The following is a 13,202-nucleotide window of genomic DNA, read 5'->3' as shown; positions in this document are numbered from 1 at the left end:
GAAGGGACACTGGGGTGGTGGTGTGGGACCTGATCGTCGTCGGGGCCGGACCAGCCGGGGCGGCGACCGCGCTCGGCGCGCTGGCCGCTGCGCCGAAACTGTCGGTATTGCTACTCGATCGACACGACTTTCCGCGCGACAAAGCCTGTGGTGACGGCATCGCGCCGCACGTCTTCGACCTGCTGTCCGCTGTCGGCGTCACCGGGCTGGTCGACGACTGGACGCCGGTACGCCGTTTCGTCCTCACGCATGGCCCGGTCGGCGTCGACCGGTTGATGGCCCGGCCGAACTGGGTCGTCCCACGAGCAGTCTTCGACCAGCGGCTCGTCCAAGCTGCGCAGGCCGCCGGGGCACAGCTGGTACGCCGGCGCGTCCGAAACCTCGACGTCACCGCGGACTCCGTCACCGTCGACGACCTGCACGCGCGCTATCTCGTCGGCGCCGACGGCGCGCATTCGCTCGTCCGGCGCGCTCTCGGCCTACCGCCCGCGGCCGCCGCCCTGGCAATTCGCGGCTACGCACCGACCCCGGCCGCGCGCGCCGCCAGCCAGGTCATCGCGTACGGCGGTGGTCGGCAACCGTCGTACGCGTGGTCCTTCGACCGGGGCGACGGCTGGTCGAACGTCGGGTACGGCGAACGGCTCGTCGCCGGTCGCCCACATCCGACCCGCACTGACCTATTGGCCCAGCTCGAAGCGCTGCTCCCCGGCGCGACGACCGACGGTGGCGACTGGTGGGGACACCATCTACCGCTCGCCGGTTGGTCGTACCGGCCGCGCCCGGGGCGCGTGCTGCTGGCCGGTGATGCCGCCGGGCTGATCAACCCGATGACCGGTGAAGGCATCTACTACGCGATCGCGACCGGTCTGCTCGCCGGTCGCGCGATCGCCGAGGGACACGACGCCGGGAGTCGCTACCGGCAGCTGACGCACAGGCTTCTCGCCCGGCACTTCCGCCACACCGCGCTCACCGCGCGGCTGACCGAATCGCGGCACGTCCTGGATGCCGGGATCCGCGCGGCCGCCGCCGATCAACGAACCTTCGACGACCTGGTCGAGCTCGGGCTGGCCGACGGCCTGATCACCGGCCGGCTGCTCCGCGGTCTGCTCGCGCGAGCTGCTCCGGGCTGAGCCGCGCCGGCGTCGCGATCTCCAGCGCGGCCTCCACGCGCTCCAGCGGCCAACCGAGGACGCCGGCCAGCTGCTCGGCGTCCAACAGCCGACCCGACTGCCGGACGACGGCGAACACACTCAACGCGTCGTCGACGACCTGGAACCCGGCCCCACCGCTCATGTCGTCGGCCAACTGCTGGAAGAACGTCGCCATCCGGCCGAGGCGATGACCGGCCGCGCTGTCGGCGCCGAACAGCGTGACGCCCTTGGCAGCGATCTCGGCCCAGCCGAGATTCGTGTCCGAGCTGACCTGCCAAGCCTGCTGCCAGACGTCCGCGGCGATCACGTAATGCTGCAAGCGTCGCTGCGGATCGGCCTCGCGATGCAGCAGACCGACCTGCTCCAGGTAGCCGATCGCTTTGGAGATCGAGGCCGGGCTGACCTGCAGCGCCTCGGCCAGCTGGGCGGCGGTGACACTGCGGCCGTCGGCCGTGTAGAGCCGGGCCAGCACGCGGGCCGCCATCCGCGGGAGGCCGCCGTCGACCATGATCGCGGCGAACTGCTCGGCGTACTCGGCACGCTCGTCGAGCACCGCCTGCGGGCGCGGCCGGCGCCGCCGGGCCCGGGACGAGGTCGCGTAATGCGCGTGGTCGGCGCGGTAACCGCGGGCGCCGCCGTTGCGGGCCACCTCCCGGCTGACGGTGGACGTCGGGCGCTCGAGCTGCCGGGCGATCTCGGCGTACCCGAGACCGTCGCCGAGGCCGCTCGCGATCGCGCGCCGCTCGGTCTGGCTGAGCCGTCCTCCGGGCATCTGCATTCACCTTCAACTCATTGCAACAACAGTGCATTCACCTTCATATGGTTGCACAGATCGGGCCGATCGAGCTTTCCAACCCTGTGAATGCAACTCTAGTTTCAGAGCCATGGTGCTAACAGTTGAAGGTCTGCGGATGCGCTACGGCGATACCGACGTCCTGCACGAGGTCTCGTTCCAGGCGCGGGCGGGGGAGGTCCTCGCACTGCTCGGCCCGAACGGCGCCGGCAAGAGCACGACGATCGAGATCCTGGAAGGTTTCCGGCTCCGCTCGGCCGGCCGCGTGGAGGTCCTCGGCGTCGATCCGGCCGGAGCGGACGAGCGCTGGCGGGCCCGGATCGGGATCGTCCTGCAGTCGTGGCGCGATCACGGCAACTGGCGAGTGCGCGAACTTCTCGAACACCAGGGCGCGTACTACGCGCCGTACGGCGCCGATCGCCCCTGGCCGGTCGACGACCTGCTGGCCGCGGTCGGGCTCACCGCGAGCGCCCGCCAGAAGGTCCGCACCCTGTCCGGCGGCCAGCGCCGCCGGCTCGATGTCGCGATCGGCCTGGTCGGCCGCCCCGAACTCCTCTTCCTCGATGAACCCACCACCGGCTTCGACCCCGCGGCCCGGCGCGAGTTCCACGACCTGATCGCCGGCCTGGCCGCCGACCAGCAGACCACCATCCTGCTGACCACCCACGACCTGCCCGAAGCCGCGCGACTGGCCGACCGCATCCTCATCCTCACCGCCGGCCGCATCGTCGCGACCGGCACTCCGACCGATCTGACCACCTCGATCACGGCTCCCCACGACGTCCGCTACACCCTCGGCGTTCAGCAGTTCCAGCACCAGATCCTTGACTCGACGCCGTTCGTCCAGGCGCTGTTCGCTCAGCACGGCGACGCCGTCCAGAACCTCGAAGTCCATCGCCCAACCCTCGAAGACGCCTACCTGGCCCTGGTGAACGGAGTGCAGTCATGAGGACGGCGGTGCGCGCCGGGCTCCGGCGGGGCTGGATCGAGTTCCGGCAGTCGTTCACGAACGGGCCCGAGCTGCTGGGCCACTTCCTGTGGCCGGCGTTGACGATCGCGGGGTTGTTCTTCCTGCGGGATCGGGAGTTCGGCGGGTTCACGCTCGGGGCGTTGATCCTGCCGAGCATCCTGGGGATGAACGCGGCCATGGGCATGGTTGCGGTGAGCCAGCAACTGACGGCCGATCGGGGCGACGGGACGCTGCTCCGCGCGAAAGCGACGCCGTACGGGATGGTCGGCTACCTGGTCGGAAAGGTCGTCTCGGTGGCCGGTTCGGTGCTGGTTGATCTGGTCATCGTGCTGGTGCCAGGGTTGTTCATTGTCGGCGGGTTGAGCGTGACCGCCGGCGGGTGGCTGACGCTGAGCTGGGTGCTGACGCTCGGGCTGGTCGCGACGTTGCCGATCGGCGCGGTGCTCGGGTCGGTGTTCACCTCCGCGCCCGCCCAAGGGCTGATCCAGCTGCCGATGCTCGGCTTCATCGCGATCTCCGGGATCTTCTACCCGATCACCGCGCTCCCGGCCTGGCTGGAGTGGCTGGGCCAGCTCACGCCGATCTACTGGATGGGGCTCGGGATGCGGTCGGCGCTGCTGCCACCGGAGACGGTCGCGGTCGAGGTGGGCCAGTCCTGGCGGCATCTCGAGACGGCCGGGGTGCTCGGGCTGTGGGCGGTGGCCGGTCTGCTGCTCGCGCCCGTCGTCCTGCGGCGGATGGCGCGCCGGGAGTCGGGGTCGGCGGTGGCGGCGCGGCGGGAGCGGGCGCTGCGTCGTTCCGTCGGCTGAAACGGGGTGAACATTGCCGCCGGATGGATCGTTAGATGTGAGTGAAGATTGGCCCCCAGCCCGGGTCCGGGCTTCATGCGCCGCGGCTAGGCGCGTTAGATTTGATCAAATCTGACGAGCGTCCAGGGAGTGTGAATGAGTTATGCCGGGTCTGACCAGGACGAAGTGGTCGGTTCCTGGCGCCGTCACCCCTGGAACGGCGCGCAGCCGGACGCTGCGGAACCGGACAGCTGGAGGTTGCGCGGTGCGGGACGGCAAGTGCTGAGCAAGGTCCTCGGCGGAGTAGGGGTGGTGCTGCTGCTCGCCGGGCTGGCCTTCGCCCTGCGCGGGATCCAGGTGGACAACATCGACTGCGGCTCGGTGCTGTCACCGGACAAGGGGATCACTCCGATGCAGTGCGACAACCAGCTCGACCGGCGCGGCACGATCGTCGCCGGCCTGGCTGTCGGCGGGGTCGCGATCGCGCTCGGGGGTTTCGCCCTGGGCGCCGTCCGCGAGCGGCGCGCCGAGGTCGGTTCTTGATCAAACCCGCCCACCCGCGAACGGGTCGCACCACCACGGCCTAGTCTTGGCGGCGTGAAGAAATCCGCCGTGGTGACGATGGCTGACGTCGCCCGGACGGCGGGGGTCTCGACGATGACCGTGTCCAACGTCGTCAACGGACGGCCGCGGGTCGGTGCGGCGACCCGGGAGCGGGTGCTGGCCGCGATCAACGAGCTCGGCTACCAGGTCAACCTGGCCGCGCGGCACCTGCGCGCCGGCCGGACCGGAGTGGTCGGTCTGGCGGTGCCCGAGCTGGAGCGCCCGTACTTCGCGCAGCTGGCCGGCCGGCTGGCGGACCAGTTCGAGGCGCACGGCCTGCGGATCGTGATGGAGCGGACGGGCGCCAGCCGCGAAGGCGAGCTGGATGCGGTCGCCTTCTCCCGCCTGCGGATGTACGACGGCCTGATCCTCAGCGTCGTCGACATGGACCCCGGCGAGCTGACCGGGATCGGCACCGATGCACCGGTCGTGATGATCGGCGAGCGCGCGCTGCCGTCGCGGTTCGATCACGTGCTGATGGACAACGTGGACGGCGCCCGGCAGGCGACCGCGCAGCTGCTGGCCGGCAACCGCCGGATCGCGATGCTCGGCGGCGACCCGGCCGGCGCGGCGACCATGCCCGCCTTGCGGGCCCAGGGCTACGCGCTCGCGCACCACGCGGCCGGCGTCCCGATCGATCCCGCGCTCAACGTCCAGTGCATGTTCGGTTTCCAGGACGGGTACGACGCCGTCCGGTCGTTGCTCGATCGCGGTATCGCGTTCGACGCGGTCTTCGCGCTGACCGATGTGGTGGCGATCGGCGCCCTGCGCGCGCTGGCCGACGCGGGGATCCAGGTCCCGGCCGAGGTCGAGCTGATCGGCTTCGACGACCTGGACGAGGCGGCCTATCTGGTGCCGTCGTTGTCGACGATCAATCCCGGCCACGAGCAGATGGCCGCGGCGATCACCCGGCTGCTGCTCGCGCGACTCGCCGGCGAGCCGGCCGCCGAGGCGCAGGAGCTGATCGTGCCGGCGGCGCTGGTGCTGCGCGGCACCACTCGTTCAAACGGCTGAATCAGAAAAAGTCGCACTCCATCCGTTGACGAAACACTTCGTCTGGGGGTTATCTATGCCTCAACTGTTAGGTAACCTTCCTAACAATTTTCTCCGCTGCGCCCCACGGAGGTTCTATGAGCAAGCGCATGCGCCGGTGGTCAGCCCTGTTGCCGATGGTACTGGTGGCAGTGGCCGGCGGCTCGGCGGCCATCGCCGGCACCCAAGCGGATTCCCTCCTGTCCCAGGGAAAACCCGCACTGGCCTCGAGTATCGAGGACAGCACCTTCACTGCTGACAAGGCGTTCGACGGCAGTACGTCGACGCGCTGGGCCAGTACCGAAGGCGTCGACCCGCAATGGATTCGGGTCGACCTCGGCCAGCAGGCCGAAATTCACCGCGTCAAACTCACCTGGGAGGCCGCCTACGGCAAGGATTACCGGATCGAGGTGTCCAATGACGGCACCACCTTCAGTACTGTCAAGAGCCTTACCAATCAGAACGGCGGCACCGACGACATCACCGGCCTGAGCGGCACCGGCCGCTACGTCCGGATCGTCGGCACCAAGCGCGGCACGGCGTACGGCTACTCGCTGTTCGAGGCTCAGGTGTACGGCGAGGGCAGTTCGACCGGCGACACCCAGGCGCCCACGGTTCCGACCGGCCTGGCGAGCACCGGCGTCACGGCAACCACGGCCGGGCTGAGCTGGACGGCGTCCACCGACAACGTCGGCGTCACCGGGTACGACGTCCTGCGTAACGGCACCCAGGTCGCGACGAGCGAGACGACGTCGTACACCGACACCGGGCTGACCGGGGACACGACGTACAGCTACACCGTGCGCGCCCGCGATCTGGCCGGAAACGTGTCGGGCGCCAGTACGGCGCTCAGCGTCAAGACCAGCGCGGGCACCGGCGGCGGGGGCTTCGTGCTCGCGGCCGCGGGTGACATCGCCAAGCAGTGCACGGCGTCCGACTCGAGCTGCATCCACCCGAAGACGGCCAAGCTGATCGAGACGATCAAGCCGGCCAACATCATCACGATGGGCGACAACCAGTACGACGACGCCCACCTGTCCGATTTCCAGAACTACTTCGACAAGACCTGGGGCAAGTACAAGAGCATCATGAAGCCCAGCCCGGGTAACCACGAGTCCTACGACTCACCCGCGTTCTCCGGGTACGAGAAGTACTTCGGCGCGATCGCGAAACCCAACGGCAAGCGCTACTACAGCTGGGAGAAGGGCAACTGGCACTTCGTCGCCCTCGACTCCAACGACTTCGCCACCTCGGAGAAGCTCGCGGAGCCGGCGCAGATGACGTGGCTGAAAGCCGATCTGGCGGCGAACACCAAGCCGTGTGTCGTCACCTACTACCACCACCCGCGCTGGAGCACGGGCGAGCGCGGTGACAACCCGGACGGCGTCGACCTCTGGAAGGTGATGACCGACAACAAGGTCGACCTGGTCCTGACCGGGCACGACCACCACTACGAGCGGTTCTTCCCGGTCAACAACTCCGGGAGCGTCGATCAGACCAACGGCACCGTCCAGATCATCGGCGGGATGGCCGGCGCCAGCCCGTACAAGCTCGGCCCGGCCAAGTCCCGGACGGCCAAGCGGATGGTCTCGTACGGCGTCCTCAAGCTCACCATGACCGAGAACTCCTGGACCTCGCAGCTGATCGGCCTCAACAACGAGGTTCTCGACAGCAGCCCGACCTACACCTGCAAGGCGAAGGGCTGAGGTCATGTACCTCGCCGGAACCCGGGCCGCGGACCAAGCCGCGGCCCGGGCGACCCCCGAATCCCCCGACCAGCCGCCGGTCCGGCGGTCGAAGGTGCTGTCCCGCGTTCCCGGGACGGTCCTCGTGCTGGGCATCGTCAGCCTGGTCACCGACATCTCGGCCGAGATGGTGACGGCGATCCTGCCGCTCTACCTGGTCTTCGGCCTCGGCCTGAACCCACTGCAGTTCGGCCTCCTCGACGGCTTGTACGCCGGTGCCACGGCCGTGCTCCGGCTCGTCGGCGGCCACCTCGCCGACCGCTGGCAGCGGCTGAAGGCGATCGCCGGGATCGGCTACGGCCTGTCCGCGGTCGCCAAACTCGGCTTCCTGGCCGCCGGTTCGTCCGTCCCCGCGATCGGCGCCGTGCTGGCCGTCGACCGGGCCGGCAAAGGGATTCGCACCGCTCCCCGCGACGCGATCATCTCGTTGTCGACGCCGCCGGAGGACCAGGGCCGCGCGTTCGGCGTCCATCGCACGCTCGACACCATCGGCGCCTTCCTCGGCCCGCTGGTCGCGGCCGCGATCCTCTTCCTGGCGCTGAACAACTACGACGCGGTCTTCGTGACCAGCTTCGCACTGGCCACCTGCGCGGTGCTGATCCTGCTGGCGCTGGCGCCCAATCAGCACCGGAGGAAGACGGAGAGCAACCGGCCGTCGATCCGGGAGTCGCTCAATCTGTTGCGGGAGGCAAGCTTCCGGCGCTGTTGTGTCTGGGCGGCAGCACTGGGACTGTTCACGATCACCGACTCGTTCGTCTACCTGGCCCTGCAGCGGCGCTGGGATCTCGACACGCATTTCTTCCCGCTGCTGCCGATCGGGACGGCGGGCACCTTCATCCTGCTCGCGATCCCGCTCGGCAGGCTCGGCGACCGGATCGGACGCTGGAAGGTGTTCATCGGCGGCCACCTGGCGCTGGTCGCCGCGCTGGTGCTGATCTTCGGCCCGGTCGGCACGTGGTGGCTGGTGCTGGCGCTGCACGGCGCGTTCTACGCCGCGACGGACGGCGTCCTGCCCGCAGCGGCTGGGCCGATGTTGCCCGAACACCTCCGCGCGACCGGGCTCGCCGTCCTGCAGACCGGTCAGGCGCTCGCCCGGATGGCCTCGGCCGTCACGGTCGGCCTGCTCTGGACGGTCTGGGACGTCAAACCCGCGTTGCTCGCCATCACCGCGGCCCTGCTGGTGGTCACGCTGGCCGCCGCGATCCGCCGACCCCTGGAGGCCATCCGATGAGACGACTGATCAGCTTGGCGGTCGGCATCGCCGTCCTGCTCGGCGGCGCGGTCGCGTACGTCGTCTCCGCGCGCAACACGGGCGCCGCGACGAACGCCGTCCCGGTGGTCGAGGATGCGGCGCTGCACCTCGACCGCACGGACTTGTTCTTTCGCAATCTGGCCGACGGTCCCGACCAGGGGAAGCTGGCCGCGGTCCCGGCCGCGGACCCCGGGGCCGCGCGGCGGGTGGGGGAGTTGTCCTGTGACCGATTCGCCGCAGCACGGGGTACGGCGATCTGTCTGCGACTCCAGCCCGCGGCGCTGCCGCCGCTGACCGACATCCTCGTCCTGGACCGGAACCTGTCGGTCATCCACGAGGAGACCTTGCCCGGTACGCCGAGCCGCGCGCGCGTCGCGCCCAACGGCCGGATCGTGAACTGGACGCTGTTCGTCAGCGGCGACTCGTATGCGGCGTCCGGCTTCTCCACCCGGACGGGGATGTACAACCTCGACACCGACGAGCTGACCAAGACGGTCGAGCAACTGCCGATCTTCATCGACGGCAAGCGCTACTTCGCCTCCGACGTGAACTTCTGGGGGATCACCTTCGACGCCGCTGCCGAGCGCTTCTACGTGACGATGGCGAGTAAAGGCAAGACGTACCTGATCGACGTCGACTTCGCCGCCTACCAGGGCAAGGCGATCGCCCAGAACGTCGAGTGCCCGTCGCTGTCACCGGACGGCCGCCGGATCGCCTACAAGCAGAAGATTGCCGACGGCAAGTGGCGGCTGGCGGTCATGGAGCTCGCCACCGGCAAGATCAGCCACCCCGCCGACGACCGCCTGCTCGACGACCAGCCCGTCTGGAAGGACGACAAGACCCTGATCTACCCGATCCGGACCCCGGACGGGAAGACCGGTATCTGGTCGGTCGGCCTGACCGGGCCGCCGAAGCTCCTCGTCGACAACGCGACCAGCCCGTCCCTCGGCGGCCTTCAGTAATTCATAACAGCACTTATATAAGTGCTGTTACAGTAGCGGGATGGAGGATCCCACCGAACAGAGTCAGTGGCGCGGGCTGCATCAACTGCTGGCCCGGATGGACGGCGACATCGCGCGGATCTACACCGATCATCAGGTCGAGGGTGTGAAGCCGACCTGGGTGATGGAGCTGTTGCGGCTCCATTTGCGCGGGCCGATGACGATCACCGAACTGGCCGAGTCGGTCGGCCGGACGCATTCGGCGCTCAGCCAGAAGGTGGCGGCGATGCGTAAGGCCGGCCTGGTGCGGACGGCGCCTGGTGCGGACGCGCGGAACAAGCTGGTCACCTTGACGCCGAAGGCGCGTGGGCTGGTGGAGTTGCTCGCGGCCGAGTGGCGGGCGACGGAGGCCGCGATCGCCGAGCTCGAGGCCGAGCTGCCGTATCCGATGAGTCAGGTGGTCCGCGATATCGAGGCCGCGCTGGCGCGGACGAGCTTTCACGATCGGATCGCCGTCAAGCTGGCCTCGTCGTGAAGCGGTTCCTGATCGACGTCGAGCCGTTGCGGGTCTCGGCCGCGTTCCGCCGGTTGTGGATCGGTCAGGTGGTGTCGATGTTCGGCGCGCAGCTGGCCTTCGTCGCGGTGCTGGTTCAGATCTGGGAGCAGACGAACAGCACGATCTGGACCGGCGCCGTCGGGTTGGCGAAGGCGCTGCCGCTGATCGTGCTCGGCCTGTTCGCCGGGGCCGCCGTTGATCGGTTCGAGCGCCGTCGGCTCTATCTGATCACCACGATCGGCTCTCTGCTCGCGGCGATGGCGATGGCGGCTCAGCTGCTGACCGGCGCGATGCCGGCCGGTGCGTTACTCGGTGTCATCGCGATCCAGTCGGCGTTCGGCGCGGCGTCCGGGCCGGTAGCGCGCAGCGTCCTGCCGCAGCTGCTGCCGCGGGAGCTTCTGGCCGGCGGGATCGCGCTGAATCGGATCGCGTTCCAGGGCGCGATGCTGATCGGCCCGGCGGCCGGCGGGCTGATCGTCGGCGCGTGGGGCCCGGGCACGGCGTACCTGATCGACTGCCTGACCTTCGCCGCCGTCCTGTACGGCGTCCTGGGTCTCCCGCTGCTCAAGGTCGAGGCCGAGGTTCGGCCGGGGCTGCGCGGCGTCGCCGACGGGCTCGTCTTCGTGGCATCGACGCCGGTGATCCGCGGCGCGCTGATCACCGACCTCGCGGTCACCGTGCTGTCGATGCCGATCAGCCTGTTCCCGGCGATCAACGCCGAACGGTTCGGGAACGACCCGCGCACCCTCGGCCTGTTCCTGACCGCGATCGCCGTCGGGGGAGTGGTCGCGTCGGTCCTGTCCGGCTCGTACACCCGGTTACCGCGCCCGGGCGTGGTGATGCTCATCGGCGCCGGCAGCTGGGGTGTCGCCCTCGGACTGTTCGCCTTCGCCCCGAACCCCTGGCTGGCATTGGCCTTCCTCGCTTCGGCCGGGGCCGCCGACACCGTCTCGGTCGTTGCCCGCAGCACCATTGTGCAGCTGCACACCCCGAACGAGCTCCTCGGCCGGGTCGCCGCTGCCGAACAGATCGTCGGTAGCGCCGGGCCCAATCTCGGCAACGTCCGCGGCGGCGTCACCGCCCAGTTCACCTCCCCGATGACCGCGCTCGTCTCCGGCGCCGTGCTCTGCGTGGCAGCTGTCGTCGCCGTCGCAGCGACAACCCCGGGGCTCCGAAAGACCGTCGACCTGACCTCCGTCCCCTAAGGGTCGAGATCACCCTGTGGGTGGATCCCCGCTGACCGTGGCGGCGGGCAGGGTACGGCACATGACGACTATCGGACGCCGTACTCTGCTCACCGTCGTCGCCGGCTCGCTCGCGGCGACGACCCTGCCCGCCGCGGCCACGCCACTACCGACCAAGCTTGTACTGCCCGCACCGACCGGCGCGTACGCGATCGGCGTCCGCGAGGTGCATCTGGTGGACAACTCCCGGCCCGACCCGTGGCGCCCTGAGCGGCGACGTGAGTTGATGGTCAGCATCTGGTATCCGGCCCGACCTGGCGGTGGAGCGCGGGTGCCGTACGCGCCGTCGCAGGTTGCGAAGCCGCTCGCCGACGAGCTGGGCACCTACCTCGGGCTCGCGCCGGGCCGCGTCGACTACGCCGGTACGCCGACGCACGCGCGGGCCGGCGCGGTCGCGATCGGACGGCACCCGGTGCTGCTCTACTCACCCGGCTTCGGCACGTCGCGGCTGCTGGGGACAGCGCAGGTCGAGGAGCTGACGAGTCGGGGGTACGTCGTCGTCACGATCGATCACACCGGTGAGGCGCCGGTCGAGTTCCCGGGCGGTCGCGTCGTCCCGGTGCAGTTGCCGACCGACGAGCTCAGGCCCGTTCTCGACGTCCGGCTCGCCGATATCCGCTTCGTCCTGAACGGCCTCGGCCGGCTGCCGTTCGCGGGCTCGATGGACCTGCGCCGGATCGGTATGTTCGGCTACTCGCTCGGCGGGTTCGCCGCGGCCGAGACCATGCGCACCGACCGCCGGGTCGCCGTCGGCGTCAACCTGGACGGCGCGATGCAATACGGCTTCCCGGTCGGCGAGCTGAGCGAGGTCGCCAAACGCGGGCTGGACCGGCCGTTCCTGTTGTTCGGCGCCGCCGAACACTCGCGACTGCCGATCACCGGCGACCTGAACGACCCGTCCTGGACCAGCTTCTGGGCCAACCAGCGCGGCTGGAAACTCAACCTGAGTATCCCGGCCGGCGCGCACGGCTCCTTCGCCGACTACCAGGTCTTCGCCCCGAAGCTGGCCAAGATCCACGACCTGGAACCGAAACCGGTCGCCGACCTGGTCGGCCTGGTCAACCCCGCCCAGAGCGTCGCGGCGCAACGCGCCTACCTGGCCGCCGCCTTCGACCAGTTCCTCAAGCACCGCCCCCAACCGCTGCTCCGCAAGGAGTCACCGCGCTTCCCGATCGTCAAGTTCGTCTAACCGCAGCTCCACGAACGGGATCTCGTCGCCGGGCAGCAGATAACGCTCGACCTCCACGAACCCGTGGGCCAACGCGAACCGAAGCCCATCGGCGTTACTCGCCAGCACATGCGTTTCGACCGGACCACGGGCCTGCCGCAGACAGTGCTGATAGAGCAGTTCGCCGAAGCCCCGGCGCCGGTACGCCGGCAATACCCGAGCAATCACCGTCATGGCCGCCGTCTCCTCCGACGGCGGCCGCACCGTCGAACATCCCACCAACACCCCGTCGTCGTACGCAACCTCGAGCACGTTCCGCTCCGCGCGCTCCCGCACCTCGTCCACCGTGAGCGCCGCCGGCGGCACAATCTCGTTGTGCACCCGCCGCCAGTCAACCAGCGTCGCCTCGTCCCGAACCCGAACAATCTCCATCCGCCCACCCAACCGCCCGGCCGGCGAGGGCGTCAACCAGGTTCAGGCCTGGTCGGTGCGAGGCTCGCGCCGGGCGAGCAGCGCGGCGTCCTCCTCCTCGACCTGCGCCGGGTCGATATCGGCCGTGCACCACTTGCACTTGATCGCGTCGACGGAGACGAACTCCTTGCAGTACGGGCACTCGGACTGGCCCTGCGCGCGGAAGTTGCCCAGGCCGGCCTTCTTGAGCAGCTTGACCAGCGCGAACAGCACCAGCCCGAGCATCAGGAACGACAAGAAGTCGGTGAGGAACGCGCCGTACTTGATCTCGGCGCCGTTGAAGGCGAACGTCAGCGTGGTGAAGTCGGGCTGCCCGAAGATCGCCGCCACCAGCTGCATCAGGACGTTCCCGGCCAGGCTCTCGACCACCGCCGCGAACGCCGCGCCGATGATGAACCCGAGCGCCAGGTCGAGCATGTTGCCGCCGAGCGCGAACGCCTTGAACTCCAGCCAGAGGTTTCTCATGTCCACTCCCCGTGATGAATTGG

14 protein-coding genes are annotated in these 13,202 nt (G+C 69.4%); 11 read left to right on the top strand and 3 right to left on the bottom strand.

Annotated features, from left to right (window positions below; all coding sequences use genetic code 11):
• Positions 1-17: 17 nt before the first annotated feature.
• On the top strand, positions 18-1,130 hold the full coding sequence (locus HPO96_RS06285; RefSeq protein WP_171671757.1) for a geranylgeranyl reductase family protein: 1,113 nt from the start codon (positions 18-20) through the stop codon (positions 1,128-1,130).
• On the opposite strand, the gene HPO96_RS06280 is transcribed toward HPO96_RS06285, so the two are convergent.
• Positions 1,081-1,923: a GbsR/MarR family transcriptional regulator gene (locus HPO96_RS06280; protein ID WP_171671755.1), complete on the bottom strand. Its 843-nt coding sequence runs from the start codon at positions 1,921-1,923 to the stop codon at positions 1,081-1,083. The two genes, HPO96_RS06285 and HPO96_RS06280, sit on opposite strands and share 50 nt — an antisense overlap.
• A gap of 112 nt (positions 1,924-2,035) precedes the next feature.
• On the opposite strand from HPO96_RS06280, the gene HPO96_RS06275 reads away from it, so the two are divergent.
• The 10 genes from HPO96_RS06275 to HPO96_RS06230 all read left to right on the top strand — a co-directional run bounded on the left by HPO96_RS06275 (position 2,036) and on the right by HPO96_RS06230 (position 12,264).
• A complete protein-coding gene (locus tag HPO96_RS06275) occupies positions 2,036-2,893 on the top strand; it encodes an ABC transporter ATP-binding protein (protein ID WP_171671753.1) in 858 nt (285 codons plus the stop codon).
• Complete coding sequence (locus HPO96_RS06270; RefSeq protein WP_171671751.1) at positions 2,890-3,723, top strand: ABC transporter permease; 834 nt, start codon at positions 2,890-2,892, stop codon at positions 3,721-3,723. Before HPO96_RS06275 ends, HPO96_RS06270 begins: the two co-directional genes overlap by 4 nt.
• Positions 3,724-3,858: 135 nt before the next feature.
• Positions 3,859-4,245 carry a hypothetical protein gene (locus HPO96_RS06265; RefSeq protein ID WP_171671750.1) on the top strand — a complete coding sequence of 129 codons (387 nt, stop codon included), beginning with the start codon at positions 3,859-3,861 and terminating at the stop codon, positions 4,243-4,245.
• A gap of 54 nt (positions 4,246-4,299) precedes the next feature.
• Positions 4,300-5,319: a substrate-binding domain-containing protein gene (locus tag HPO96_RS06260; protein ID WP_171671748.1), complete on the top strand. Its 1,020-nt coding sequence runs from the start codon at positions 4,300-4,302 to the stop codon at positions 5,317-5,319.
• A gap of 116 nt (positions 5,320-5,435) precedes the next feature.
• Positions 5,436-7,043: a discoidin domain-containing protein gene (locus tag HPO96_RS06255; protein ID WP_171671747.1), complete on the top strand. Its 1,608-nt coding sequence runs from the start codon at positions 5,436-5,438 to the stop codon at positions 7,041-7,043.
• A 4-nt stretch (positions 7,044-7,047) separates the two neighbouring features.
• Positions 7,048-8,313 carry an MFS transporter gene (locus HPO96_RS06250; RefSeq protein ID WP_171671745.1) on the top strand — a complete coding sequence of 422 codons (1,266 nt, stop codon included), beginning with the start codon at positions 7,048-7,050 and terminating at the stop codon, positions 8,311-8,313.
• A complete protein-coding gene (locus tag HPO96_RS06245; RefSeq protein WP_171671743.1) occupies positions 8,310-9,296 on the top strand; it encodes a TolB family protein in 987 nt (328 codons plus the stop codon). Before HPO96_RS06250 ends, HPO96_RS06245 begins: the two co-directional genes overlap by 4 nt.
• A gap of 40 nt (positions 9,297-9,336) precedes the next feature.
• The gene (locus tag HPO96_RS06240; protein ID WP_202885515.1) at positions 9,337-9,810 is read left to right on the top strand and encodes a MarR family winged helix-turn-helix transcriptional regulator; all 474 of its coding nucleotides are present in this window, start codon (positions 9,337-9,339) and stop codon (positions 9,808-9,810) included.
• Positions 9,807-11,036: an MFS transporter gene (locus tag HPO96_RS06235; protein ID WP_171671741.1), complete on the top strand. Its 1,230-nt coding sequence runs from the start codon at positions 9,807-9,809 to the stop codon at positions 11,034-11,036. The genes HPO96_RS06240 and HPO96_RS06235 overlap by 4 nt, the downstream gene beginning before the upstream one ends.
• Before the next feature lie 61 nt (positions 11,037-11,097).
• Positions 11,098-12,264: an alpha/beta hydrolase family protein gene (locus HPO96_RS06230; RefSeq protein ID WP_171671740.1), complete on the top strand. Its 1,167-nt coding sequence runs from the start codon at positions 11,098-11,100 to the stop codon at positions 12,262-12,264.
• Here the strand turns inward: HPO96_RS06230 and HPO96_RS06225 are convergent.
• On the bottom strand, positions 12,232-12,675 hold the full coding sequence (locus HPO96_RS06225) for a GNAT family N-acetyltransferase (RefSeq protein ID WP_171671738.1): 444 nt from the start codon (positions 12,673-12,675) through the stop codon (positions 12,232-12,234). The genes HPO96_RS06230 and HPO96_RS06225 overlap by 33 nt on opposite strands.
• A gap of 42 nt (positions 12,676-12,717) precedes the next feature.
• Complete coding sequence (gene mscL / locus HPO96_RS06220) at positions 12,718-13,179, bottom strand: large conductance mechanosensitive channel protein MscL (RefSeq protein ID WP_171671737.1); 462 nt, start codon at positions 13,177-13,179, stop codon at positions 12,718-12,720.
• Positions 13,180-13,202: the final 23 nt, after the last annotated feature.

This window comes from Kribbella sandramycini (genome assembly GCF_013131805.1).
GTDB lineage: Bacteria > Actinomycetota > Actinomycetes > Propionibacteriales > Kribbellaceae > Kribbella > Kribbella sandramycini.
The sequence above is the reverse complement of the archived record's forward strand: the minus strand, read 5'-3'. Positions and strand labels throughout refer to the sequence as shown.

Bases quoted from the DNA above. Each gene is read 5' to 3' on its own strand.
- HPO96_RS06280 (WP_171671755.1), bottom strand. From the start codon at position 1,923: ATGCCCGGAGGACGGCTCAGCCAGACCGAGCGGCGCGCGATCGCGAGC.
- HPO96_RS06255 (WP_171671747.1), top strand. From the start codon at position 5,436: ATGAGCAAGCGCATGCGCCGGTGGTCAGCCCTGTTGCCGATGGTACTG.
- HPO96_RS06245 (WP_171671743.1), top strand. From the start codon at position 8,310: ATGAGACGACTGATCAGCTTGGCGGTCGGCATCGCCGTCCTGCTCGGC.
- HPO96_RS06265 (WP_171671750.1), top strand. From the start codon at position 3,859: ATGAGTTATGCCGGGTCTGACCAGGACGAAGTGGTCGGTTCCTGGCGC.
- HPO96_RS06250 (WP_171671745.1), top strand. From the start codon at position 7,048: ATGTACCTCGCCGGAACCCGGGCCGCGGACCAAGCCGCGGCCCGGGCG.
- HPO96_RS06275 (WP_171671753.1), top strand. From the start codon at position 2,036: ATGGTGCTAACAGTTGAAGGTCTGCGGATGCGCTACGGCGATACCGAC.
- HPO96_RS06230 (WP_171671740.1), top strand. From the start codon at position 11,098: ATGACGACTATCGGACGCCGTACTCTGCTCACCGTCGTCGCCGGCTCG.
- mscL (WP_171671737.1), bottom strand. From the start codon at position 13,179: ATGAGAAACCTCTGGCTGGAGTTCAAGGCGTTCGCGCTCGGCGGCAAC.
- HPO96_RS06225 (WP_171671738.1), bottom strand. From the start codon at position 12,675: ATGGAGATTGTTCGGGTTCGGGACGAGGCGACGCTGGTTGACTGGCGG.
- HPO96_RS06270 (WP_171671751.1), top strand. From the start codon at position 2,890: ATGAGGACGGCGGTGCGCGCCGGGCTCCGGCGGGGCTGGATCGAGTTC.
- HPO96_RS06240 (WP_202885515.1), top strand. From the start codon at position 9,337: ATGGAGGATCCCACCGAACAGAGTCAGTGGCGCGGGCTGCATCAACTG.